At 47.9% G+C, this 23790-nt stretch carries 20 protein-coding genes, 1 tRNA gene and 1 other annotated feature; all 21 genes read right to left on the reverse strand.

All coding sequences use genetic code 11. The features are described from left to right. Nucleotides 1-6: 6 nt before the first annotated feature. Nucleotides 7-236 (reverse strand) — a binding site (T-box leader). A 55-nt stretch (nucleotides 237-291) separates the two neighbouring features. The 21 genes from hemL to racE all read right to left on the reverse strand — a co-directional run bounded on the left by hemL (nucleotide 292) and on the right by racE (nucleotide 23731). Continuing rightward, nucleotides 292-1602 (reverse strand): glutamate-1-semialdehyde 2,1-aminomutase, encoded by a 1311-nt coding sequence (gene hemL, locus ABIC15_RS02005; protein WP_214850191.1) that lies wholly within the window; start codon nucleotides 1600-1602, stop codon nucleotides 292-294. Further along, nucleotides 1599-2588, reverse strand: coding sequence for a porphobilinogen synthase (gene hemB / locus ABIC15_RS02010; RefSeq protein ID WP_354019596.1), 990 nt, complete (start codon nucleotides 2586-2588; stop codon nucleotides 1599-1601). Before hemB ends, hemL begins: the two co-directional genes overlap by 4 nt. Next, nucleotides 2585-3295, reverse strand: coding sequence for a uroporphyrinogen-III synthase (locus ABIC15_RS02015; protein ID WP_354019597.1), 711 nt, complete (start codon nucleotides 3293-3295; stop codon nucleotides 2585-2587). Before ABIC15_RS02015 ends, hemB begins: the two co-directional genes overlap by 4 nt. After that, a complete protein-coding gene (gene hemC, locus ABIC15_RS02020; RefSeq protein WP_012371006.1) occupies nucleotides 3261-4187 on the reverse strand; it encodes a hydroxymethylbilane synthase in 927 nt (308 codons plus the stop codon). The genes ABIC15_RS02015 and hemC overlap by 35 nt, the downstream gene beginning before the upstream one ends. An 82-nt stretch (nucleotides 4188-4269) precedes the next feature. After that, nucleotides 4270-5610: a glutamyl-tRNA reductase gene (gene hemA / locus ABIC15_RS02025; RefSeq protein ID WP_354019600.1), complete on the reverse strand. Its 1341-nt coding sequence runs from the start codon at nucleotides 5608-5610 to the stop codon at nucleotides 4270-4272. Between the two features lie 202 nt (nucleotides 5611-5812). Then, nucleotides 5813-6961 carry an AI-2E family transporter gene (locus ABIC15_RS02030; RefSeq protein WP_354019602.1) on the reverse strand — a complete coding sequence of 383 codons (1149 nt, stop codon included), beginning with the start codon at nucleotides 6959-6961 and terminating at the stop codon, nucleotides 5813-5815. 25 nt (nucleotides 6962-6986) lie between these two features. Further along, nucleotides 6987-8435, reverse strand: a complete 1449-nt coding sequence (locus ABIC15_RS02035) for a glycosyltransferase family 2 protein (protein ID WP_012371009.1) — start codon at nucleotides 8433-8435, stop codon at nucleotides 6987-6989. Next, entirely contained in the window at nucleotides 8422-9444 is a 1023-nt protein-coding gene (locus ABIC15_RS02040; RefSeq protein WP_354019604.1) for a HEAT repeat domain-containing protein, read from the reverse strand. Before ABIC15_RS02040 ends, ABIC15_RS02035 begins: the two co-directional genes overlap by 14 nt. Further along, nucleotides 9441-10193, reverse strand: a complete 753-nt coding sequence (locus tag ABIC15_RS02045) for a response regulator (RefSeq protein WP_354019606.1) — start codon at nucleotides 10191-10193, stop codon at nucleotides 9441-9443. Before ABIC15_RS02045 ends, ABIC15_RS02040 begins: the two co-directional genes overlap by 4 nt. Further along, on the reverse strand, nucleotides 10194-13241 hold the full coding sequence (locus ABIC15_RS02050; protein ID WP_354019608.1) for a hypothetical protein: 3048 nt from the start codon (nucleotides 13239-13241) through the stop codon (nucleotides 10194-10196). Nucleotides 13242-13391: 150 nt separating this feature from the next. After that, nucleotides 13392-13973, reverse strand: a complete 582-nt coding sequence (gene yihA / locus ABIC15_RS02055) for a ribosome biogenesis GTP-binding protein YihA/YsxC (RefSeq protein WP_012371013.1) — start codon at nucleotides 13971-13973, stop codon at nucleotides 13392-13394. A 1-nt stretch (nucleotide 13974) separates the two neighbouring features. Beyond that, a complete protein-coding gene (gene lon / locus ABIC15_RS02060) occupies nucleotides 13975-16284 on the reverse strand; it encodes an endopeptidase La (protein ID WP_012371014.1) in 2310 nt (769 codons plus the stop codon). A gap of 71 nt (nucleotides 16285-16355) precedes the next feature. Next, nucleotides 16356-17621: an ATP-dependent protease ATP-binding subunit ClpX gene (gene clpX / locus ABIC15_RS02065; protein WP_012371015.1), complete on the reverse strand. Its 1266-nt coding sequence runs from the start codon at nucleotides 17619-17621 to the stop codon at nucleotides 16356-16358. Nucleotides 17622-17854: 233 nt separating this feature from the next. Then, nucleotides 17855-19147 carry a trigger factor gene (gene tig / locus ABIC15_RS02070; protein WP_012371016.1) on the reverse strand — a complete coding sequence of 431 codons (1293 nt, stop codon included), beginning with the start codon at nucleotides 19145-19147 and terminating at the stop codon, nucleotides 17855-17857. A gap of 108 nt (nucleotides 19148-19255) precedes the next feature. Beyond that, nucleotides 19256-20278: a hypothetical protein gene (locus ABIC15_RS02075; RefSeq protein WP_354019613.1), complete on the reverse strand. Its 1023-nt coding sequence runs from the start codon at nucleotides 20276-20278 to the stop codon at nucleotides 19256-19258. A 21-nt stretch (nucleotides 20279-20299) separates the two neighbouring features. Further along, nucleotides 20300-20824, reverse strand: a complete 525-nt coding sequence (locus ABIC15_RS02080; RefSeq protein WP_354019615.1) for a hypothetical protein — start codon at nucleotides 20822-20824, stop codon at nucleotides 20300-20302. A 102-nt stretch (nucleotides 20825-20926) separates the two neighbouring features. After that, nucleotides 20927-21000: transfer RNA gene (locus tag ABIC15_RS02085), tRNA-Arg, on the reverse strand. Between the two features lie 66 nt (nucleotides 21001-21066). Continuing rightward, a complete protein-coding gene (locus ABIC15_RS02090; RefSeq protein ID WP_354019616.1) occupies nucleotides 21067-21573 on the reverse strand; it encodes a metallophosphoesterase family protein in 507 nt (168 codons plus the stop codon). A gap of 6 nt (nucleotides 21574-21579) precedes the next feature. Continuing rightward, complete coding sequence (locus ABIC15_RS02095) at nucleotides 21580-22176, reverse strand: XTP/dITP diphosphatase (protein WP_354019617.1); 597 nt, start codon at nucleotides 22174-22176, stop codon at nucleotides 21580-21582. Then, nucleotides 22173-22925, reverse strand: a complete 753-nt coding sequence (gene rph / locus ABIC15_RS02100) for a ribonuclease PH (protein ID WP_290827281.1) — start codon at nucleotides 22923-22925, stop codon at nucleotides 22173-22175. The genes ABIC15_RS02095 and rph overlap by 4 nt, the downstream gene beginning before the upstream one ends. Then, the gene (gene racE / locus ABIC15_RS02105) at nucleotides 22916-23731 is read right to left on the reverse strand and encodes a glutamate racemase (RefSeq protein WP_012371022.1); all 816 of its coding nucleotides are present in this window, start codon (nucleotides 23729-23731) and stop codon (nucleotides 22916-22918) included. Before racE ends, rph begins: the two co-directional genes overlap by 10 nt. Nucleotides 23732-23790 lie beyond the last annotated feature (59 nt).

Consider the following 23790-nt stretch of genomic DNA (forward strand, 5'->3'; position numbering starts at 1 on the left):
TCCTCATCTAAGGACGAAAGAAGCCGTTGCTCTTCCGCGGTACCACCTTAGTTCACTCTTGACAGAGTGCCCTCTAGTCCGCGTAACGTGCGGCAATCCGGATTCTGCTTGCTGTCGCTTACAGAACCAGCTCGTGGGGTGACCTTCGTCAGCACTTCCTGTCACATCTCTCAGCCAGTGGATGTGTTCTCTCATACAGTCCGGTTGTTGACTACTCTTCCCGTCATCGCTGTTTTCCAAATTATTCTTTCTTTATTTTATCCGAGACCTCTACGGCTCGTCAAGAACTGCTTAACGATTAAATTCGAGTTGTAATTCTTTGAATGTCAGCTCGACTGCTGCAATCGTCTGCTCGATATCGTCGTCCGTATGAACGGTCGACAGGAAGAGTCCTTCAAATTGTGACGGTGGTAAGAAGATACCACGTGCCGCCATTTTTTGATAATATGAGCGGAACATATCGAGGTTCGATGATTTTGCCTGTTCGAAGTTCGTCACCGGCTGATCCGTGAAGAAGACACCGAACATCGCACCGGCGCGGTTCGTCGTCAATGGAATATTGTATTTCGCAGCTGCTGCGAGATACCCTTCCGACAAACGGTTGGCTTTCCGGTCAAACTCTTCGTAGTGTTCCGGTTTCAGTTGCGTTAATGTCGCAAGTCCTGCCGCCATCGCAAGCGGATTACCTGATAATGTACCGGCTTGATAAATCGGACCTTGCGGCGCGATTTGTTCCATGATATCGCGACGTCCGCCGTAAGCACCGACCGGCATACCGCCACCGATGACCTTACCGAGACATGTGATATCCGGTGTGACACCGAAATGTCCTTGGGCACAATTGAAGCCGACGCGGAAACCGGTCATGACTTCATCAAAGATCAACAGTGTGCCGTGCTGTTCCGTGATTTCGCGCAGTCCTTCGAGGAAGCCCGGTTGTGGTGGAACGAAGCCCATATTGCCCGCTGCCGGTTCGACGATGACACCGGCGATATCGTCGCCGTGTTTTTCAAATGCAATCCGGACCGCATCCATGTCATTGTACGGCACCGTCAATGTCATACTGGCAATTTGTGCCGGTACACCCGGTGAATCCGGCAGTCCGAGTGTCGCAACACCTGATCCGGCTTTAATCAACAGTGAATCGCCGTGACCGTGATAACAGCCTTCGAATTTCAGGATTTTTGTTTTTCCTGTATATCCGCGTGCGAGACGAAGCGCAGCCATCGTCGCTTCCGTTCCGGAGTTGACCATCCGGACGACTTCAACCGACGGGACACGGCTGATGACGACTTCCGCCATCGCCGACTCGATTTCGGTTGGTGTGCCGTAGCTCCATCCACGTGTCGCCTGCTCTTGAATGGCAGCCGTCACGATCGGATCAGCATGACCAAGAATCATCGGTCCCCATGATAAAACATAGTCGATGTATTCTTTTCCGTCGATATCGTACAGACGTGATCCTTGCGCACGTTCTGCAAAAATCGGTGTCATGCCGACTGATTTATACGCGCGAACCGGGCTGTTGACACCGCCCGGCATGAGCGGTAAGGCCCGCTCAAACGCGGCTTTTGATTTTGAATTTTGATTCGTTAAGCTCATTTCGACCCCTCCAAGTAACGGCAAATGTCTTTCGCGAAATAGGTGATGATTAAATCGGCTCCGGCCCGTTTAAAGCCGAGCATCGTTTCCATGACAATACGTTCTTCGTCAATCCAGCCGTTTAACGCAGCAGCCTTGACCATCGCATATTCACCCGATACGTTATACGCGACGATTGGTAAGTCTACCCGTTCCCGGACATCCCGAATGATATCCATAAAGGCGAGAGCCGGTTTGACGATCATGAAGTCGGCACCCTGCTCGACATCTGCTGTCGCTTCACGGAATGCTTCCCGACGGTTAGCCGGATCCATTTGATACCCTTTGCGGTCCCCTTCACCAGGTGCCGAGTTTGCCGCATCACGGAACGGTCCGTAATAAGCGGAAGCATACTTGACGCCGTAACTCATGACCGGGATATGGCTGAATCCATTCTCATCGAGTCCTTGGCGGATCGCCGCGACAAATCCGTCCATCATGGAAGATGGTGCGATGATGTCGGCACCGGCACGCGCTTGAGACACTGCTGTTTGGACGTGCAACGGAAGTGACACATCGTTATCGACCGTTCCGTCGGCGACGATGCCGCAGTGTCCGGTTGACGTATATTCGCATAGACATGTATCCGCGATGACCGTCAGTTGCGGTGCGACTTTTTTAACGAGTCGCGTCGCTTCTTGAACGATTCCATGATCATGGAATGCCCCTGTCCCCTGTTCATCTTTTAAGTGATCGTGCGGAACACCAAACAGGATGACCGATTCAATACCAAGTGAAACGACTTCCTTGATTTCTGCTTCAAGATGGTCGAGTGAAAGGTTGAATACGCCGGGCATCGAGCTGACTTCCCGTTTGATATCTTCCCCTTCTGCGACAAACAACGGATAAATCAAATCAGTTTTGTGGAGATGATTTTCCCGGACGAGTGAGCGCAATGATGCTGTATTCCGCAAGCGGCGGTGACGTGCGAATTCTAATGTATTCATAACAGTTCCTCCTCTAAAATACAGTCAATCAGTCCGTCGAGTGTATAGACGGCAGCGACCAAAAGTGGTGTCAAACCGAAACGTCGAGCGGCTTGCTCGGTAATCGGTCCGATGGTCACGTAAGTCGCCGTCGTCTCTTGACGTAGTGGAGCAATCGCTTCGACAGCTGAAGGACTTTGTAAACCAATATACGCAGCCTGTTGCAACAGATTAGGGGGAATCACCCGCAAGTTTGTTTCATACGTGATGACTTCCAACACTTCAGCCGCAACGGCATTTCTTAATCGTTCGAGCGGTTCTTGACGTGACCGGTTCCCGCGGGCAAAACAAATCCGTTGTCCTGTCCGGAGAAGCGGCCGTAATTCTTCAACCAGCATATCCCCTGTAAAAGCGGATGGCATGAAATCAGGTGTTCGTCCCTGCTTGATTAACGCTGCCGCCGTTTTTGATCCGACGACTGCAATCTTCGTATGTTGCAAGAACGGAAGCTCTGACTGGATGCGTTCGACGCCGGTCGGACTTGTCACAATCAGCCAATCGAGTTCCGCCGGCAACTGAAAATCGACCGGAATCGTTTCGATGACCGGATGATGGACGACTTCAATCCGCTGTGCTGTCAAACGCTCCACCTGCTCCGCAGTCGGTCGACGGCTTCCCGTCAACACCAGGCGCTTACAGGTCATCCGGTAAAGATGCGAGAATCTCACGACCACCTGCATCGAGAAGACGCGTCGCAACCGTTTGACCGAGTTGCATCGGATCAAGTGATGTTTCCCGTTCGAGCAGGATTTGTTGACCGTCGACTGAACCAAGGAATCCGACGAGTGTTGTCGATAAGTCTTCATTAATCGTCGCGAATCCGCCGACCGGAACATGACAGCTTCCTTCGATTGCCGCCAAGAACGAGCGCTCGGCGAAAGCTACTTTTTCTGTCATCTGATCGTGGATCAAATTCAGCAAGTCGCGGACTTCTTGATCGTTCGCCCGGCATTCGATTGCCAAAATCCCTTGTCCGACCGCCGGAATCATATCGTCGGTTGAAATGTATTCCGAAACAATGTCTTCTGACCAGCCCATCCGTTGCAGACCGGCAGCCGCAAGCAGGATACCGTCAAACGGACCTGTCTTCAGCTTTTCAAGACGTGTATCGATGTTCCCGCGGATCGATTCGATTTTTAAATCCGGGCGTAATTTGAGTAATTGGGAACCGCGGCGTAAGCTGCTCGTTCCGACAATTGCCCCTTCCGGAAGCGAGTCCAGTCCGCCACCTGTCGTCGTAATCAAAGCATCTCGTGCATCGACTCGTGAAGGTGTCGCACCAATGATGAGTCCTGTCGGTAATTCAGACGGGAGATCTTTCATGCTATGCACGGCAAAATCAATGTCTTCGTCAATCATCTGTTGTTCGATTTCTTTGACGAACAATCCTTTACCACCAACTTTAGATAGTGTCACGTCAAGGATGCGGTCACCCTTCGTGATGATGTTCTTGATTTCGAATTCGTATGGTGCACCTGCTTGTTTCAATTGCTCGATGACCCATTTCGTTTGTGTCATCGCAAGTTTTGAACTACGTGAACCTACTATGATTTTTCGCATGCTGAAATCCCCCTGTACAATAATAAAGGGGCGGCACAAGTCCGCCCCATGCTTTTCTATTGTAACACAATTCGGTCTATGTTCACCGATTCACAGCTTTCCGTTCGGCTGTTGTTTCTTCTTGTAACACCATTTCCTCGGCGGCACTATCAAACAACTCTTCGTCTAATGCAAACGTATCCATGAACTGCGCAATCCGTTGCTCGGCATCTGGTTTCGCGGCTGCATCTTTAATATAGGATAATGGTTCGCGAAGCAGTTGATTGATGATCGATTTCATGTGTTTTCCGATCACGGTTTTTTCCCGATTTGTCATATTCGGCAACTTCCGCTCCAGACTTTGCATCGTCTCTTGCTGGATTTTAAGCGACTGATCACGGAGTTCCGTAATGATCGGAACGACACCAAGCGTCGTCATCCATCCTTCGAACTCAGCAATCGCAGCTTCAATCCGCCGTTCGATTTTTGCTGCTTCCTTCAATCGTTCCGCCATGTTTTGCTGAACGATTGACGTTAAATCATCGACATCATACAGGTGGACACCTGGCAAGTCACCCGCCGTCGGCTCGATATCACGGGGAACCGCAATGTCGATCAACAGGAACGGACGGTCACTTCGGAACAATTGGGCTGCGGCAATGTCTTCACGTTTGATGATTGCTCGTTTTGCTCCGGTTGAAGAAATAACGATGTCAGCCCGAAGCAGACCGCATTGCATTTCGTTTATCGAATGTGCGGATCCTTCGAAACGATTCGCCACTTCTTCCGCTTTTGCCAGCGTCCGGTTGAAAACAGTGATATCACGGGCACCTGCTTCATATAAGTTCAGGGTCGTCAGTTCTCCTGTTTCTCCGGCACCGATGACGACAATGGATTTATCTTCAAGCGATCCAAGTAACTGTTCCGCTAACGTGACAGCAGCTGCGCTGACCGACACGGCATTTTCACCGATTCCCGTTTCCGCATGCGCGCGTTTCGCAAGCGTGACTGCTTCTTTAAACAATTTATTGAAGACCGTTCCGGTCGTCTCGAGTTTTTGTGCCGTAAAGAAACTTGTTTTCACTTGCCCGAGAATCTGTGTTTCACCGACGATCATCGAATCGAGTCCGCTTGTCACCCGGAAAAGATGTTTCATTGCGTCAAATCCTTCGTGGATGAACAAATACGGCTCCAGTTCTTCCATCGTCAAACCAAACCAGTTCGCCAGAAAACGTTTTGTATAGTAACGACCTGTATGCGGTTGATCCGTAACAACATATAATTCCGTCCGGTTGCATGTCGAAACGATGACGCTCTCGAAAATACTTTTTTCGTCACGTAGCGCAACGACCGCTCCCTTCATCTCATGTTCCCCAAATGAGACTTGTTCGCGGATTGATACAGGCGCCGTCTTATTATTTAAACCGACAACTACGATATGCATGCGCTCTACCCCTTACGTCCAAAGATTTCATTCTCATCTATCTTTCGTTCTCTACTCTACATTATAACCATTATAAAAAAGATTCCAATCAATTTATAAACTAAAATGAGTCGAAGTTGTGAAACTTATCTTCTTACCATATCCCTCTCAGCGACAAAGTACAAACCCTCTGCTTTCATCGTCAGCAGAGGGTTTGTCTTTCTTATTTCGTCGAATCGGTAATGATCCGTGACTCATCGATCTGGACATCCAACTTTTGTTGGCGCAAACGATAAATCCGGGCAATGTTTTGAACAACAACTTTCGTTACGGCATAGGTCGGGACCGCTAAGATGACACCGATGATGCCACCAATCTTTCCGGCAACAAGCAAGACGATGATGATCGTCAAAGGATGGACCTTCAGCGTCTTTCCTTGAACATACGGCGAAATCAGATTTGATTCAATCTGTTGGGCGACGACAATCGTAATGATAGCGTAGAGTGCTTTGATCGGATCATCGATGAATCCGACGATGACGGCAGGAACAGCCCCGATATACGGTCCAAGATACGGAATGATGTTCGTAACCGTACAGAACAATGCCAGCAGCAACGCATATTGAATATCCGAGATGAAAAATCCGATCAACGACATCAGACCGACGCACAACGAGACGATGACTTGACCGTTCACGTAGTGTTTAACCGTCACATGCATATCGTGAAGAATTTTCCGGGTTTCCGTTTCATAGCTTTTCGGTAACAGTTTGACGACTGAGTTCGGAAACTTATAGCCGTCGAGTAACATGTAGACCAAAATGAACGGTACAAGCACGATGATCAAGACGGTCGAAGAGATGACCCCGAAGATCGTTCCGACAGACGTCGAGACCGACTTGAATAACGTGCCGATATAAGATGTCGCTTCATTCGTCCAGGAATCAAACATGGCGGTATTTTCATGCACCCAGTTGGAGATAAAACGATTGTTCATCAACTGGTCCCGGAGATTCAGTGTCTGGTCCCGCAGTTCGACGACCAGGTTCGGAATGCTTGTCACAAAATCCGACACTTGCTCGACCAAAATCGGACCCATCGAAGCGACGGCAATCGTGATGATACCAAGAAATCCGAGCAAGACGATCAGAACCGCGAGTCCTCGTTTCTTGACGCGTTTTTGAAGCGTGTCAACAATTCCGAGGGTGAAGTAATAAAAGATACCGGCGATAATCAGCGGTGGGAAAATCAATGCTAACATCACTTTAATAGGTTGGAATAAAAATGAGATTTTTGTTCCGACCCAGATAACCAAGAAAATCGTCAAAATCCAAAGTAAGGCTTTAAACCATTTGTTTCGAAGTAAATCCACGAACAGTCCTCCTACGAGTTTACAATCAACTTGTTTTTTCTTTCACTTCGTCTGTTACGACATCGTCCAGTCGCTGTCGTTCCATCTTACCCCATTGACCGCGTCCCGTCATGAACTGAATTAATCCACCGAGCTTAAAGAAGACCAGGATCGGACGGTACCAAAACGATTCTGTCAATGACCACAAGTATAGACGGATCAACTCTTTGACGTTCTTGAATCGGTGCATCGTCCACTCTTCAAGCAGAACGGCTCCGGCGGATAACAAAGACCCGTACAGCAAAGCAACAGTCAATAGGACAACACCGAACTCAAAATTAAGTGTTCCAACCAGCAGGTTAAGCGGAATGATGAAGTACCCGATCAACTCGACAATCGGTCCGAGCAATTCGATTAAAAAGAAGTACAGCATCGAGACGCTTCCGACGAAACCGTAGCGCGGATTCCCAATCATCCGTTTATGTGTCCATAACGTTTCTGCCAGTCCCCGATGCCAACGGCTCCGTTGCGAGCGTAAGACTTCCATCGTATCCGGTGCCTGTGTCCAGCAGACCGGTGAAGGGACGTACTCAATCCGTTTATCAATCTTATTTTCTTTCATGTAACGATGCAGCCGGACGACTAACTCCATGTCCTCGCCGACAAGCCCCTCTTTGTACCCGCCCGCCTGAACGACGATTGCTTTTTGGAATAATCCGAAAGCACCGGACACAATCAGTAACATATTAAAACGGCTGAGTCCGAGGCGTCCGAACAAAAAGGCACGGAAATACTCAATCATCTGCATCAATACAATCCGTTGTTTCGGGGTCCGAATCTCAACAATTTCGCCGCCTTCGATCGTACAACCGTTGACGAGGAAAATCGACCCGCATGTCGCAATGACGTCTTCATCGGACTCTACAATCGGTTTCATGACTTTCAGGAGAGCATCCCGTTCAAGAATCGAGTCGGCATCCAGCGAACAGAAATACGGATAACTGGAGTAGTCGATTCCGGCATTCAAGGCATCCGCCTTCCCGCCGTTCTCTTTATCAATGACAATCAAACGGGCATCGATTCGGGAACGGTAAACGTGTTTGACGGGTTGCGACCCAATCAGAATCCTGGGAAAACGTAACTCCTTTTCCAATTCGTACGTCTTAAACAGCTCATCCATCGTCCCGTCACTCGATCCATCATTGATGACAATGACTTCATGTTCCGGGTAGTCGAGTGCAAGCAGCGCCTGAACACTGGTGACGATCGTATACTCTTCATTGTAAGCCGGAACAAGAACACTGACCGGCCGCGTATAAAGAGAACGCATTAATGGCAAATAAGAACTTTCCTTTCGTCGGAACCGTTGTTTTCGGACCATTTGTGCCGAAATCAGATACAACGTTGAATAAAAAATGATGACGAGAATCATATAAATCAGAACAGTCCAGGATAAAACGTTAATGATATTTTGAATCGTTTCAGATGACAACATGTTGTTTCATCTCCTTTGCTAACCGTTCCGTCGCTTTTTGTTTGGCATAACGGTCAGGATGATCTTTTGCGACGAGCGCCAGCTGTTCGAGACCACCACAGGCAAGCAGGGCATCAAAGGCTGCGGTCCGTACCCACCAGGAACGGCTGCCGACGAACGGCAGGATGTAGTCGACAGAATCCTTTGGTGTCACGTTTTCTAGAAAGCGCAATGCTAACATCTGCTCGACCCAACTCGTCTCATCCTCGAGATAAGGCGTATAAAGTTGCCAGTCTTCTTCGAGCCCGACACGCGTCAACGCGCGGAGTGCCCGCTTCCGGATTTCGGGATTGGCGTCGTTCGTCTTCATCCGAACCAGTTCTGCATACTGCGTCTCGTCACGGTCATAAATCAGTTGAAGAATCGCCATTTGAAAAGATTCCGTCAGCTGATCAAATGCTGTCACCCAAGGTGACAAATCGCGACTGCGACCAACAGCCAGTACAGCACCGAAAAAACTGATATCGTTTTGCTGTTTAGCTTCCTCAATTGCCAGATGCGGTGCAATCGATACGAGGGTACGGACAATGACGTCTTCTTCTTCTTTTGATAATTGTTTGTGCAATTTTTGCTGAAGGGTTTCTGCGACCGGACTCAACCGGAACTGAGCGATTGCTTCATAGGCATTCAGACGTCGGTCAATCCGCCGGTGCCGAATCTGTTTTTGATAATAGGTCAGCAGTTTCGTTTCGACATACCGGTAAATTTTCTCTTGATGCGACTCGGTCGCTGTCAAATTGGTCAGGGCAAACAATTCCAATTCAACCAAATCTTCATTTCCTGGTAAAATATCCGGCATCTTCGATTGTTTACTCGTCGCATAATCATAGATTTCATCCCGGAAATGCAGTTGCCAGGTTAACCGGTCATCCTCTTGTTTGGCACGCTTACGTTTTTGAATAACCAGATAAACTAAAGCTGCCACCTGAAGAATGACCAGGATAAGAATGAAAGTAAGAATCCATCTCATTCGTTCATCCCCTCCAGTTTTCTGAGCCATGCCCGAAATTCCTCCACTTTAAGCGGGAGCGTCATGATTCCGTCGACGCCGCGTTCGATTGCGAGCACATGATCCCGTTCCCGGTTGTACATCGAAATCATGATGGCATGAAACGGCATAACACTTTCGGTTTTGGCGCGCAAGAGTAACTCAAGACCATCTGCGCGCGGAAGAGCAGATGAAAAGACAAGAAGATACGGACGCATTGCCGCATGCTGCTCTAAAAATACTTCTGCTCGTTCATACAGGGAGAGGGTTTCAAAGTTTTTTGTCAATTCGCGTTCCAGCAATCGTCTGAGATGCGGATCGTCTGTGACGATTACCGCATCGACGACACGCTGAACACGTTTATACCGGACAATTCGATCCAACAGGACATCCTTGGCCAGATCAGCCGGTACGATTTCTCGTGCATTCTCCAGTAAGTAGAACGAGGCGTCATTCATATCCGGATTCAGGTAAACGACAGGAATCCGTTCCTCCTCTAGCGGTCGACTGGCGAGAATGACATCCGCATAGGACAAGTCCGTTCTTACACATCGCCCTTCTTCAATCAGATCATTGACCGTTTCCGGCATTACACCGACTGTATGAATAAAAATGACTCCTGATGTTGATTCGTTCACATCCTGTTCGGACAAGATATGTGATGAGCTTGTTTCTGTATCAATGGGTTCGATTGTTGCATTGATTAATTTCCACATTTCTTCCCGACGCATTTATCTCACTCCTTCTTTAAACGCCTGTTGCATCGTTTGATATACCGGTTTTAGCGCCTCGCGCTGTTGCGGGTTCGTCCATTCCGACCAATTATAAAAACCGCGGTCTTTTTCCGGAATCCGCGTTGTTCCGATTTGGCCGGTCACTTCAATCCCCTCCGTGATCATCTTCGCCTCAAGCCCATCTTTCCAAAAATCTCCGATGATTTCATGTTTGCTCGGGTCCCGCATATTTAATAACATCCATGGAATCCGAAGTTCGATCTGCTTTTGCTTGATGTCAGAGATATCGGTCAAAATACTTTCCGGCGGTCCTTCATGCAGAATACCTGTGTCCCACTTCACGGCCGGCTTGATGATTTTTTTAGTGACCGGATCTCTTCTTGCATAATCGAGCATTTGGTAGATCGGGTTAAAGTTTCCACTGTTTTGTTTATCTGACGGCGGCTTGACCATCTCAAACGGTTTTTTCAACCCGTAATGGTAGCGGAAGATGTCATACCGTTCATCGACATCCAGGCGCGCTTGATCGCCGATCGTCAAACGATACTCGGCACCTTCGTCCAATTTTAACGGTCCGACTTGCAGATTACCGTCATTCGGCTTCGTCGACAAGGCGAGTGTCATCGGTTCGGCTTTTTTCCGGTCGATCCGGACATACAGATAAGCTTCATCCGATGTCATGTAAATCGCTTGACCGTCCGTTTCCGCTACCGGTGCATAGCCTTTCCAGTCATCCATCTTACCGTCAATCGTAATATCGGCTCTTAAGAAACCAAGCATCCCGAAATGCTGCTCGCTCGTTTGGACATTTGACCAGCGCGGACGTGTGTTAGCGTCATCATAGTCCATCGTATTCCACGTCCGTTTGAACCATTCGTCCTGCCAGATAAAGACCAGTCCGCCGGCCATCTTCGTTTCGACGATGTCTTGATATAACTTGGCTACGAGTTTTCCTTGATTTTTTTCACTGACATGCCCTTGATCAAATCCATTCGGACCCAGATGGGTTTTCCCACGCGAACTCGGAATGCCGAATTCGGAAACGAGTAACGGCATATCATGATAGTCTTTCATCCGCTTCAGATAACGGCTGTACGACTCTGATCCGGTATCCGCTTTGCGTCCAAACTCTTCCTTGATGAACGATGGATAGTACGGGTAAATATGATACGAGGCAAAGACGCCGCCGGCAAAGTCTTTTGTGGCCTGGATATGGTTGAAATCAATCGATACCAGGTCCTGTTCTTCTTCCACTTCCTTCGGATGCGCAAGGGGATCCGTCGTCGGCCAGTTCGTTGCTGCGATGGGCCGGGTCGTTTTGTAGGTATCGAGCTCATGCTGTGTCGCACCGTCCATCCGGCCGGCTAACCATGATTCAAATGGCGAGGCGTCTTTGGTCGTCGTCACGTATTTGCCGTCGTACCGAAGCCCCTTGTTCTTCTTATTCGTTCCGATGACGGCGTCCGGTAACCATTCGATCCCGAACACAAATGCAGAGACGTACTGTGAAACGTCAGACGTATACGTACCGGAAGCATGACCGACAACTTCCTTGACGACAGCATTCCCGTGTATGACATCGACCATCCGTTCGGCTTCCGTATCCGTCATCTTTAAAAATTCCGGTTCGAAGGCATTTTTTAATTCTTCAAACGGTTTTTCTTCAACCCACATGCCTTGCATTAAGTAAATCGGTGTTTTTGCCGTTTCATTGTACGCTTTTAACGCATCATAAAAAGCGGGAGGATGAAGTGTATAAATCCGGATCGTATTGACGCCCATCTCACCCATCTGCTTCAGCCAGCGGTCGTATTCATTACGGCTGATGGCGTGTTCTCCCGGAAAAGCACCCGGGCGGCCCAGTCCGACGTTCACTCCTTTGACGATATATGGTTTCCATTTCCCGTCTTGATACATCTCAAGCGTATCTTGACCCGAGCGCGCCCGCGTCCGGACCGTTTGGTTGTTGATTTTTGTTTGTGCCAGCGGTTTAACCTGCGCCGCCTGCTGTTTCACGACTTTCGTTTCCTTTAAGATACGGCTGATGGTCGGTGCATAAACCTTCCAAAAGAATGCCGTTTCGCTGTCTGCACTGTCGAGAATGAATTGTTTACGGAACCAATCGAGTCCGGCATAACGATAGTAGCGCGGAATATCAGCGACATCTGTGAAATCACCTGCAAAATAATGGCCGCTTCCTTGTGTAACATAGGCGGGGAATTCAAGAGGCAATTGCCGCTCGCGTAACATGGCTTGTGTGTTTTTGGAGGGTTTCCAGGAAAAATGGGCCTGTTGTTCGCCCCCGTCGAGTTCCAATACTTCAAACCAATAGTTGTACCGGACTTCGTCCTTTGCCGATCCCTGATTTTTATCCCATTTGTACAAAAGAGGTGTCTCATCATTGACGAAAAAAACTTCTTCTGTTGAGTCATTGATGAAAACATATCCGGGTCCGGATAATTTAAACGTTTTATCTTTTGCCTGAATCTTTAATTTATCAATGACGGTTTGATCGAGACCTTGTAATTTCGTCAAGTCCGGGAAAAAGCGTCCGATCCAACCCGTCCATGCCGTTCCGAATAATTGCCGAAACGCATTCGAACGGTCGGATGGCGTTGGACTGGCTGCTGTATTGAACTCTGCGACTACTGTCTTCCCTTTTGAAATCGCGTCTGTCGCAAGTGCCACATCCTCAGCTGTCAGTCCGCCACGGTGTTGCTGTTTCCCGTCGACCGTGTAGGATTTTCCATATGTATCCGTAAACAGCAATACATCGGCCTTGGAAGCTTGTTTCAACATCGCTTCACCTTGTGTCCCGTCATACCGGTTGATGTAATCCGTGTATGTATAATTCTTTCCTTCATCCTTCGTGATTTTCAAATGATTCAACAACCAGGTCGTTCCTGCATGTTCCCGTTGTTGTTTTCCCACCGTGTAATCAAACAGGATTACGTTTAATGTCCGTTCCTTTTGTATGAACCAAATCAATAGCGGTGTCAGCATCAGAAGGACTACGATCGCGGCAATCCATTTATATCGCTTCATCTTTACACGTCCCTTTCCGTCACTTTTGTTTTTACCATTGTAACGTGAAAACAATCTACCGCATATATGGGAAGCGTTTATTTCTGAAATGGATATTTTGGATAAAAAAAGAAGCAACTGCCTTCCGGCGGTTGCTTCTTTTTATCTGAATCATAAATGACGATAGATGGCTTCCCATGCTGCGTCGACACCTTCACCTGTTTCTGAAGAAAACGGAATGAATGTGTCCTGCCCGTCAAACTGTAATTTCCGTTTAATCGCCGCAATCTGTTTATCGCGTTGACCACGCTTGATTTTATCCAGTTTCGTCGCTACGACAATGACCGATAAATCATAGTATTTTAAGAAGTCATACATGATGACATCATCCGCTGAAGGTTCATGACGGATATCGACGAGCAAGACGACTCCCTTTAGTATTTCACGTGTCGTGAAATACTTTTCCATCATCTTGCCCCATGCCTCACGTTCGGTTTTCGAAACTTTCGCATAACCATAACCCGGTACATCAACAAACATGACTTCATCATTGATGTTAAAGAAGTTTAACGTTTGTGTTTTACCCGGTTTTGAGGATGTGCGGGCGAGTGCTTTTCGCTGAACAAGTTTGTTGATGAACGACGACTTTCCGACGTTCGAACGTCCGGCGAGTGCCACCTCAGGAAGGAGCGGTTCCGGATAATGTTCCGGATTGACACCACTCGTAATAAAATCTGCTTTATAAATTTTCATGTTACTCTCCTTTTAATGCATGTTCGAGCACTTGATCCATTGTCGCGACCGGTATGAAGCGAATGCCATCCCGAACCGTTTCCGGAATGTCATCGATATCACGTGTATTGTCTTGCGGCATCAAAATCGTCGTCAAACCCGCACGATGGGCTGCCAATGACTTCTCTTTCAGACCGCCGATCGGCAAGACCCGTCCCCGTAACGTAATTTCTCCGGTCATACCGACATCTCGCCGTACCGGACGTTTCGTCAACGCGGAAATCAATGCTGTCGCGATCGTAATCCCCGCCGAAGGACCGTCTTTTGGCACGGCGCCTTCCGGAACGTGAATGTGGATATCTTGTGTCTCATAGAAATTCGGATCGATTTTAAACGCTTCTGCATTCGCCCGAACGAAGCTGTGTGCCGTTTGAGCGGATTCCTGCATGACGTCTCCTAATTTCCCTGTTAACTGCAGTTTTCCTTTACCTGGAGCGAGACTCACTTCAATCGTCAGTGTATCGCCCCCAAATGCAGTATACGCTAAACCAGTCACCGCGCCAATCGTATCTTCAAGTTCACTTTGACCATAACGGTAAATCGGTTTACCTAAGAAGTCCGGTAAATTACGTTTCGTGACCGTAACCCGTTTCTTTTCACCCATAGCGATTTGTTTCGCCGCTTTCCGGCACAACGCACCGATGACGCGCTCGAGACTCCGGACACCCGCTTCCCGCGTATACCGGCGAACCACTTCTTGTAAGGCATCCGGTTTGACCGTCAGCTGACTTTTCTTCAGTCCGTGCTCTTTTAGTTGTTTCGACAATAAGTGCCGGATTGCAATTTCTGTTTTTTCCTGTTCTGTATAGCCGCCGATTTGAATCAGTTCCATCCGGTCAAGCAAGGGTCCCGGAATATTTGAGACATCGTTGGCCGTCGCAATGAATAAGACATTTGATAAATCAAACGGCTCTTCGATGTAGTGATCGGAAAAACTGTTGTTTTGTTCCGGATCAAGTACTTCAAGCATCGCGGAAGACGGATCGCCCCGGAAATCATTTGCCATCTTGTCGATTTCATCGAGCAGGAATACCGGGTTGTTTGTTCCGGCCTGTTTCAATCCGCGAATGATCCGGCCGGGCATCGCTCCGATATAAGTCCGACGGTGTCCTCGGATTTCTGCTTCGTCACGTACGCCACCGAGCGAAACACGAACGAATTTGCGTTCAAGCGCCGTCGCAATCGACCGGGCGAGTGACGTTTTCCCGACTCCCGGAGGACCTGCCAGGCATAAAATCGGACCGCGTAACGAGTCCGTCAGTTGTCTGACCGCTAAGTACTCAAGAATCCGTTCCTTTACTTTCTCGAGACCGTAATGATCTTCATCCAACTGTTCCGATGCGGCTTCGACGTTCAAGAAGTCGTCCGTCGCTTCGTTCCATGGAAGGGAAAAGAACCATTCGAGATAGTTCCGGATTACACCGTGTTCCGGACTCGTTGCCGGCACGACGGAAAGACGATTGATTTCTTTTTCGATATTGATGACTGCCGTTTCTGACAAATCAAGCAGTGCCAGTTTTTCCTTATACTTCACGGCGTCACTTTCTGCCGAGACTGCTTCTCCGCCAAGTTCCTGTTGAATCGTCTTCAGTTGTTCACGAAGATAGTATTCGCGTTGCGACTGTTCAATCGTCTTTTTCGTCCGTTCGCGCATTTCGCGTTCGAGTTCGACGACTTCATATTCATGTTTCATGACATCAAGCAGCATGACCCCGCGTTCAACCGGATCATTTTCTTCGAGGAATTCCTGTTTTTTCGCGATGTCGATCGGCAATTTCGACGCGATGTAATCCGTCAATGAATCGAGTCGTTCATATGTCTCAAAACGACGTCGTTCGTCCGTTCCGATTCCTTTGATGCGTGACACCAATTGTCCGAACTGTTCCTTGATCAAACGGACGAGCGCTTCCTGCTTCGCTCCCTTGATGTCTGCTTTTTCAATCGGTTCGATACTCGCTTGATAGCCTTCATCTGTTTCCGTCACTTGATCAATCCGGACACGTTCTTTACCAATGACCCGGACACGAACCGTATCATTACCCAGTTCACTCATTTTTGCAATCTGGACGAGTGTCCCGATCGTATGCAAACCATCCACAGACGGTTCCGCTTCGGGATCACGTTGCGTGACGACAACCAAATCAATTTCATGCTCTTTCGACGCCAGCAGTGCTTTGAGCGAGACAGGACGCCCGACATCAATCGTCAGACCGATTAAGGGGTAGGCGACGACACCACGTAATGGCAATAATGGATATTGTTTTGTCTTCATCAAAAATCTCCTCCTAAACAAAAAGACTCGGAAAGGCGTACAAGTAGCCTCCGAGCCGATTTGTCACGGTGTTACGCCGTTTCTTTTTCTTTACCATGTTCAATTGTGCCATCCTTCAACTCGAGCGTTGGACCGCGTTTTCCAGTCAACGTTTCTGCTGTGATGATGACTTTCGCAATATCTTCACGTGATGGAATTTCAAACATGATATCGAGCATCGTTTCTTCGATGATTGAACGAAGACCACGCGCTCCTGTTTTCCGTTCGATTGCAAGTTTCGCAATCTCAACGAGTGCATCTTCTGTGAAGTCGAGTTCGACATCGTCCAGTTGAAGCATTTTTTTGTATTGTTTGACGAGTGCATTTTTCGGTTTTGTTAAGATTTGGACGAGCGCTTCTTCGTCAAGCGGCTCAAGTGTCGCCATGACTGGTAAACGTCCGATGAATTCCGGAATCAATCCGAACTTCTGTAAATCTTCCGGTAAAGCAGCCGCAAGAATTTCTTTTTGCGTCAGGTTGCGGTTCTCGGAATCATTTCCGAATCCGATGACCTTTTTCCCAAGACGACGTTTGATCGATTGGTCGATCCCGTCAAAGGCACCACCGACGATGAACAAGATGTTCGTCGTATCGATCTGAATGAATTCTTGATGCGGATGTTTCCGGCCGCCTTGTGGCGGAACGCTTGCAACAGTACCTTCTAAGATTTTCAGAAGTGCTTGTTGCACCCCTTCACCTGAAACGTCACGTGTAATCGACGGATTCTCAGATTTACGGGCGATTTTATCGATTTCATCGATGTAGATGATACCTTTTTCTGCTTTTTCGACATCATAGTCAGCAGCTTGAATGAGTTTTAGGAGAATGTTTTCAACATCTTCCCCGACATATCCGGCTTCCGTCAGACTTGTTGCATCCGCGATTGCGAACGGAACGTTCAGAATACGGGCCATCGTTTGTGCGAGGAGTGTTTTACCACTACCAGTCGGTCCAATCATGACGATGTTTGATTTAGACAATTCCACGTCGTCGGCACGTCCACCGGCATTGATCCGTTTATAATGATTGTACATCGCGACAGATAACGATTTTTTCGCTTTTTCCTGTCCGATGACGTAGTCATTTAAAGTCGCACGGATTTCATGCGGTTTCGGTACGTTTTTCAGTTCGACTTCTTCTTCTGTACCAAGCTCTTCTTCGACGATCTCATTACAGAGTTCGATACATTCATCGCAAATGTAAACGCCAGGTCCAGCAACAAGTTTGCGCACTTGCTCTTGTGTCTTTCCGCAGAAAGAACATTTTAGCTGACCTTTTTCTTCGTTAAATTTAAACATAAAGGTCCACCCCTTTAACGTGGAATTTGTATAGATCCGTTTCGCATCTATTCTCACGTTTTACTATTTATGATTGTAGCATGAACAAGGAAACTCTTTCAAATCTTGGATGAGCGTTTTACAGTTTGATTTGAAAAATATATTTTTGTTTGTCCTTGTTTGACCTATCGTACAAAAAAATCGACTTCAAGACCAGAGATTGGTCTTGAAGTCGATTCTGTTCGGTTGTTTGCTTATTTTGCTTTTGCGTTGTCAACGAGAACGTCGATTGCTTTACGGAACTGAAGATCACCTTTAAGTGTATCAAGTCCGCCTTGTGGTGCAAGCATCGTTTCAAGTTGATCTGCAGGAATGTTGTAGAGTTCAGACATCGATTGAAGTTCAGCTTGCGCTTCTTCTTCAGTAACTTCGATTTTTTCGTCTGCAACGATTTGTTTAAGAACGAGACGAGCTTTAACGCGCTCTTCTGCTTGTTCTTTCATTTCAGTACGCATTGCCTCTTCAGTCGTTCCAGTTAACTGGAAGTACATGTTAAGGTCAATTCCTTGTGACTGAATGCGTTGTGTGAATTCTTGGACCATACGTTCAACTTCGTTTTCAACCATAACTTCTGGAAGATCAACTGTTGCGTTTTTAGTCGCAGCTTCAACCAACTCATCACGCATTGAAGCATCAGCTTCTTGTTTGCGTGTGTTTTCAAGACGTGTACGGATTTTTGTTTTCAACTCATCAAGAGAAGAAACTTCTTCGTCCATTTCTTTAGCGAACTCATCTGTCAATTCAGGAAGTTCTTGTGCTTTGATTTCGTGGATTGTTACTTTGAACACGACTGGTTTTCCAGCGAGTGATGCTTCATGGTACTCTTCTGGGAACGTGACGTCGATATCTTTTTGCTCGCCTGATTTAAGACCAACCATCTGCTCTTCAAATCCTGGAATGAAGTTTCCAGATCCGATGACGAGTGAGTAGTTTTCTGCAGTACCACCGTCGAATTGGTTTTCACCATCGAAACCTGCGAAGTCGAATACGACTGTATCGCCATTTTCGATCGCGCCGTCTTCTTTAACGACGAGCTCTGCACCGCGCTCTTGCATTGTTTTGAGTTCAGCATCGACATCTTCGTCTGTAACGTCTGTTTCGACTGCTGTGTACTCAAGACCTTTGTACTCACCGAGTGTTGCGTCCGGCTCAATCACGAATGTGATTTTGAACTCAACTGGTTTTCCTTTTTCGAGTGTTTCGACGTCGATGTTATCAAGCGCGATTGGCTCGATTCCTGATTCGACGACAGCACCTTCGATTGTGTCTTGATATAAGATATCAAGTGCATCTTGGTAAAGTGCTTCTTCGCCGTACATTTTGTTAAACATTGCGCGTGGCATTTTTCCTTTACGGAAACCTGGTGTGTTCAATGTCTTAACGACTTTTTTGAACGCTTGGTCTACCGCTTTATCAAATGCTTCAGCAGGCGCTTCATACGTGAGAACGCCGAGGCTACCTGATTGTTTTTCCCATTTTGCAGTCATGCTGAGTCCCTCCAAAAATGTCAATTAGCGTACATGTGTGTACAACAAGTCACATTATAGCACAATCGTTCCGAGGATTACCACTGTTGAACGAGCCATTCCCTTGAATTAAAGAAGCAAGGCCTGCTCGTACTGTTTTCCTTCCGGTAACAGGAAATGGACAGCCTGATAAATCTTTTGCGCTTGTCCGCTCAAGTCAGGTGGCGGAGTTTCCGAGGCAAAGTCGGATTCCGCCAATTCTTCGACCGCATCCACCCATTCCTGCCATCTGTCTCCCTGTTCCAGCACTTCGGTCGGAAAGACGATTTGATACCAGTTCATGAACAACAGCGCCTTAAATGGATCCATGCGCTTCAGCCTGAAGGTTTCGTTACTGAAAGACTGAAGCTCAAGCGCCTGTCTCGTCACATGTCTCTCGAGTTGCTCCGGACTTTCAAATTCATGATCCAGCCCAATCGATGGAATCCGGATCCGGACGGGGAAAAGTGCACGATCCGCCGGAAGTTGCGGAAGCAATGTCTGGATGACAAGAGCACTCTGTTCGTTAACATCTTCTCCCGTGAAATAATCCTCGATGAGATAACGGACGAACGAAGGATCTGCCTGTAAATCGAATTGCCCGATCAAACGAAACTGTTCGTCCATCGTCCCGAGCCGGTAACGATCGACCCGATCCCCTGGTACTAGCCGTAAATGGGATTGTTCCCGTACCTTCACATATGAGGAATCATCCGTCTGCCCGATGTTACCTTTCTTACGTGAAAGCGACTGGGTCATTTCGTCTAATTTCAAGGCGAGACCGTAAGGAAGATAGGGAGAGGCTGTCCGCAGGGCCAGATCAAAGGAATACCTCTCTCCCTTCTCGTACATGAAGAGTGCGATCAGTTGCTCGACACCGTCCACTTCAAGGAAAGGGTTCACCACTTGCAGATAGGCTTCCACCTCTTGATCGTTTGTCAAAAAAGCTTCCTGAATTGTATAGAGCACATAAAGAATATCCTCTTCTGTTTCTAAACTTTTCAGTCGTTCCAGCTCAGTTGCCAATTCGTCCTGACTCAATCTTGCGAGCCGCTTCCGCTCATCTGACAACGGTTGTTCCATCCAACGTGATTGCGACTGATTCACGGTCATCCCACCTTTTTCATATCTGTCTTACTTCGTGAACGGATCCAGTAAAGACGTCCAGTTCGTGATTGCTTCCTGTAATTGTCCTGCCTGTTCGATTCCCATTTTATTCAATGTGTCCAAAGAAACATCGGTTTCGAGCAACTGCGTGATATCTTCCGATTGATTCACGTACTGCTCCAATTTTTCACTCAAGTTCTTCAGTTCCGCCGGCGGAGTATCTAAATTCGCAAGCCGTTCATCAATTTTGTTCAACTCTTCGTTCAACTGTTGAACTGTTCCGTCAGTCTGGAGTTTTTCAATTTGCTGATCAAGAGCCTGTTCCGGATTTGCGGCATCCCGCGCTTCAGTCGCTGCTTGATCGAGTTTCGTCGACAATTCAGATGTCACCTTGGACGTATCCTGGGCGATATCTTGCAACTGACTTGCATAATCAACACTGTTCTTTACGTCCGTCACTTGCTGTTTCGCCTGATCGACTGTATCTGTAACCTCGCTGCATCCGGCTAAAGCCACGGTCAGTACGAGGATTCCACTCATTTTCTTTAACATCTTCATCATCCCTTTCAAGTTCATGATACCTTAAGTATACTCGAAAAAACGGATAAAAAAAAGAGACCTCCCTCATAAGGGAAGTCTCTATTTTAATTATAGTGTCCCAAGAGGGATTCGAACCCCCGACCGACGCCTTAGAAGGGCGTTGCTCTATCCAGCTGAGCTATTGAGACGTGTCAACACGAATAAACTATACTAAAACAATTCTTTCGTGTCAATCACATTTGGTAAAACTCTTTTTAAAGTGTACCGTCGAGGTGCAAAGCATTGATTTTTTCACCTGTCAGATCGTAAAAGTCGACTGTGAATTGATCGTTTTCAACCGTCAACAACGCATACGTCTTTTCCGGGCGATGGCGCGGCATCCGGATCGAGCCTGGATTGATAAACAGTTTCCCGTCCCGTTGCTCTGCTTTTGCAACATGCGAATGACCGTACAGAACGATTGACGCCGCTTTTTGATCGGCATGGTGCACCAGCTGGTCGAGGCTGTATTTGACGTCTTGCCGGTGTCCATGGACACATAAGACACGAAACGATCCGAGTTCCTCGGTGACTTCGTCCGGGAAGTCATTCCCGTAATCACAGTTCCCTTTGACAACACGATAGGGATATAACGATTCAGTCGTTCCTGTCAGTTGGGAGTCCCCGCAATGAAAGGCAAAATCTGCTTCTTGGTGGCGGTTGAATATCGTCAATAGTTCCTGATCGAGACCATGGCTGTCACTTACGATTAACGCTTTCATCTAAAATCACTCTCCCAAAAAAGTAGTTAATGCCGCTTCAAGTTTTTTTAAAGCCTGCCCACGATGACTGATCGCCGCTTTTTCACTTTTCGTGAGTTCAGCCGCTGTCTGATTCAACGCCGGGATCAGGAATAACGGATCGTAACCGAAACCGTTTGTTCCTTTCTGCTCAAATCCGATTTGACCTTCCATTGTGCCCCGGACGGTCAGTGTTTCACCGGACGGTTTTGCCAGTGACAAGGCACAGACAAAACGGGCTGTCCGTTGATCGGCCGGTGTGTCCGCTAATTTTTCCAGCAACAATGCGTTATTGGCAGCATCTGATTTGTTCTCTCCCGCAAACCGGGCAGAGTAGACGCCCGGTGCGCCGTCCAGTGCATCGACTTCAAGTCCGGAGTCGTCCGACAATACGGCGTGACCAAAATAAGCTGCTGCTTCTTTCGATTTCAGTTCCGCATTTTCTTCAAAGGTTGATCCGGTTTCTTCCGTTTCCGGTGCCGTGTCGTAATCGAGTAACGATTCGACGTCGTATCCGAGTCGTCCAAGCATCGCTTGAAACTCACCGACTTTACCGGGATTTCTTGTCGCTACGATGATTTTCATTTGTGCTCCACCTCTTCTCCGACATACCACCACGAGGCCCCTAACGATTGTTCAGCCGCGTGAAGGAGTTCTTCAATACCCTTTTCCCCAAGTTCAAGCATATCGAGCATCTCTTTGCGAGAAAAGGTTGCTTCTTCCCCTGTCGCTTGCAGTTCGACGATTTTTCCGGACGAGGTCATGACAAGATTCAAATCGACATCTGCCGCTGCGTCTTCTTCATAACAAAGATCAAGCAATAACTCCGATCCGACTTTCCCGACTGATACTGCTGCAATTCCTTCTTTGATGGGGGTATCCGTTAGCTTACCGCTTTGAATCAATCCGTCGACTGCCAAGACAAGTGCCAAGAAACCGCCTGTAATAGCCGCTGTACGCGTCCCGCCATCTGCTTGCAGCACATCACAATCAATCCAAACCGTCCGTTCACCCAATTTTTCGAGATTGACGACGGACCGTAACGCCCGGCTGATCAATCGTTGAATTTCCATCGTTCGTCCCGTCTGCTTTCCCCGGACGGCTTCCCGTCCCGTCCGTTGTGCTGTCGCCCGCGGCAACATCGCATATTCGGCATTGATCCATCCGTGACGTTTCCCCCGTAAAAACGGCGGCACTTTTTCTTCCACCGTCGCGGTGCATAAGACACGTGTATCCCCGACCGATATCAGTACCGATCCTTCTGCATGCTTATTGACATCGGTCTCGAGCTGAATTTTCCGCATGTCCGATTGTGCCCGTTGATCTAAACGCATTTTTCTTCCTCCGTTCCTAACACTAACCGTTTCGCTTGGACCGGATGATGTAACCAGTCACTGGCGATTCGTTCAAAAGAGCGTGTATCGCCGGTCGCATGATAGACATGTTCCGGAATACGATCAAGATCTGCCGTGATGCCGTTATAATCAAGCAAGGCACTGACTTCAAGCGCCGTCTCGTCTCCTGAAGAAATCAGCTGGACGTTTGGTCCGATGACTCGTCCAATGACTTCTGCCAGTAACGGATAATGTGTACATCCTAAAATCAATGTATCCATATCATAGGAAAGCAACGGCTTTAACGTGTTGGCGACGACACGTTCAACGTATGGTCCACTTGTCTGAGACGATTCAACGAGCGGAACAAACGGTGGACAGGAAAGCGACTCAACGACGACCTGCCCTTCGACGTGACGCAAGGCTTTCTCATACGAATTGCTTTCAATCGTCATTTTCGTACCAATGACGCCGATCCGTTTCGAGCGTGTAACCTTGACTGCCGCCCGTGCTCCAGGATCGATGACACCGATGACGGGAATCGACAGTTTTTGTCGGGCTTCTTTTAGGACAACTGCCGTCGCCGTATTACAGGCGATGACAATCAATTTCACACCTTGAGCGACCAGAAAATCAATCATCTCCCATGTAAATTGACGAATTTCTTCTTCCGGCCGGGGACCGTACGGACACCGTAACGTATCTCCGACATATATGATTTGTTCATGGGGCAGCTGACGCATCAATTCACGCGCGACAGTCAATCCACCAACCCCAGAATCTAATACTCCAATTGATCTATTCACGATTTCCCCTCACTTTCCTCTCATCTCATATGGTAACAAAAAAGGACGACGGTGCAAGA

The sequence above is a fragment of the Exiguobacterium sp. PvP048 genome (assembly GCF_040549175.1).
In the GTDB taxonomy this organism is placed as follows: Bacteria; Bacillota; Bacilli; order Exiguobacteriales; family Exiguobacteriaceae; genus Exiguobacterium_A; species Exiguobacterium_A artemiae.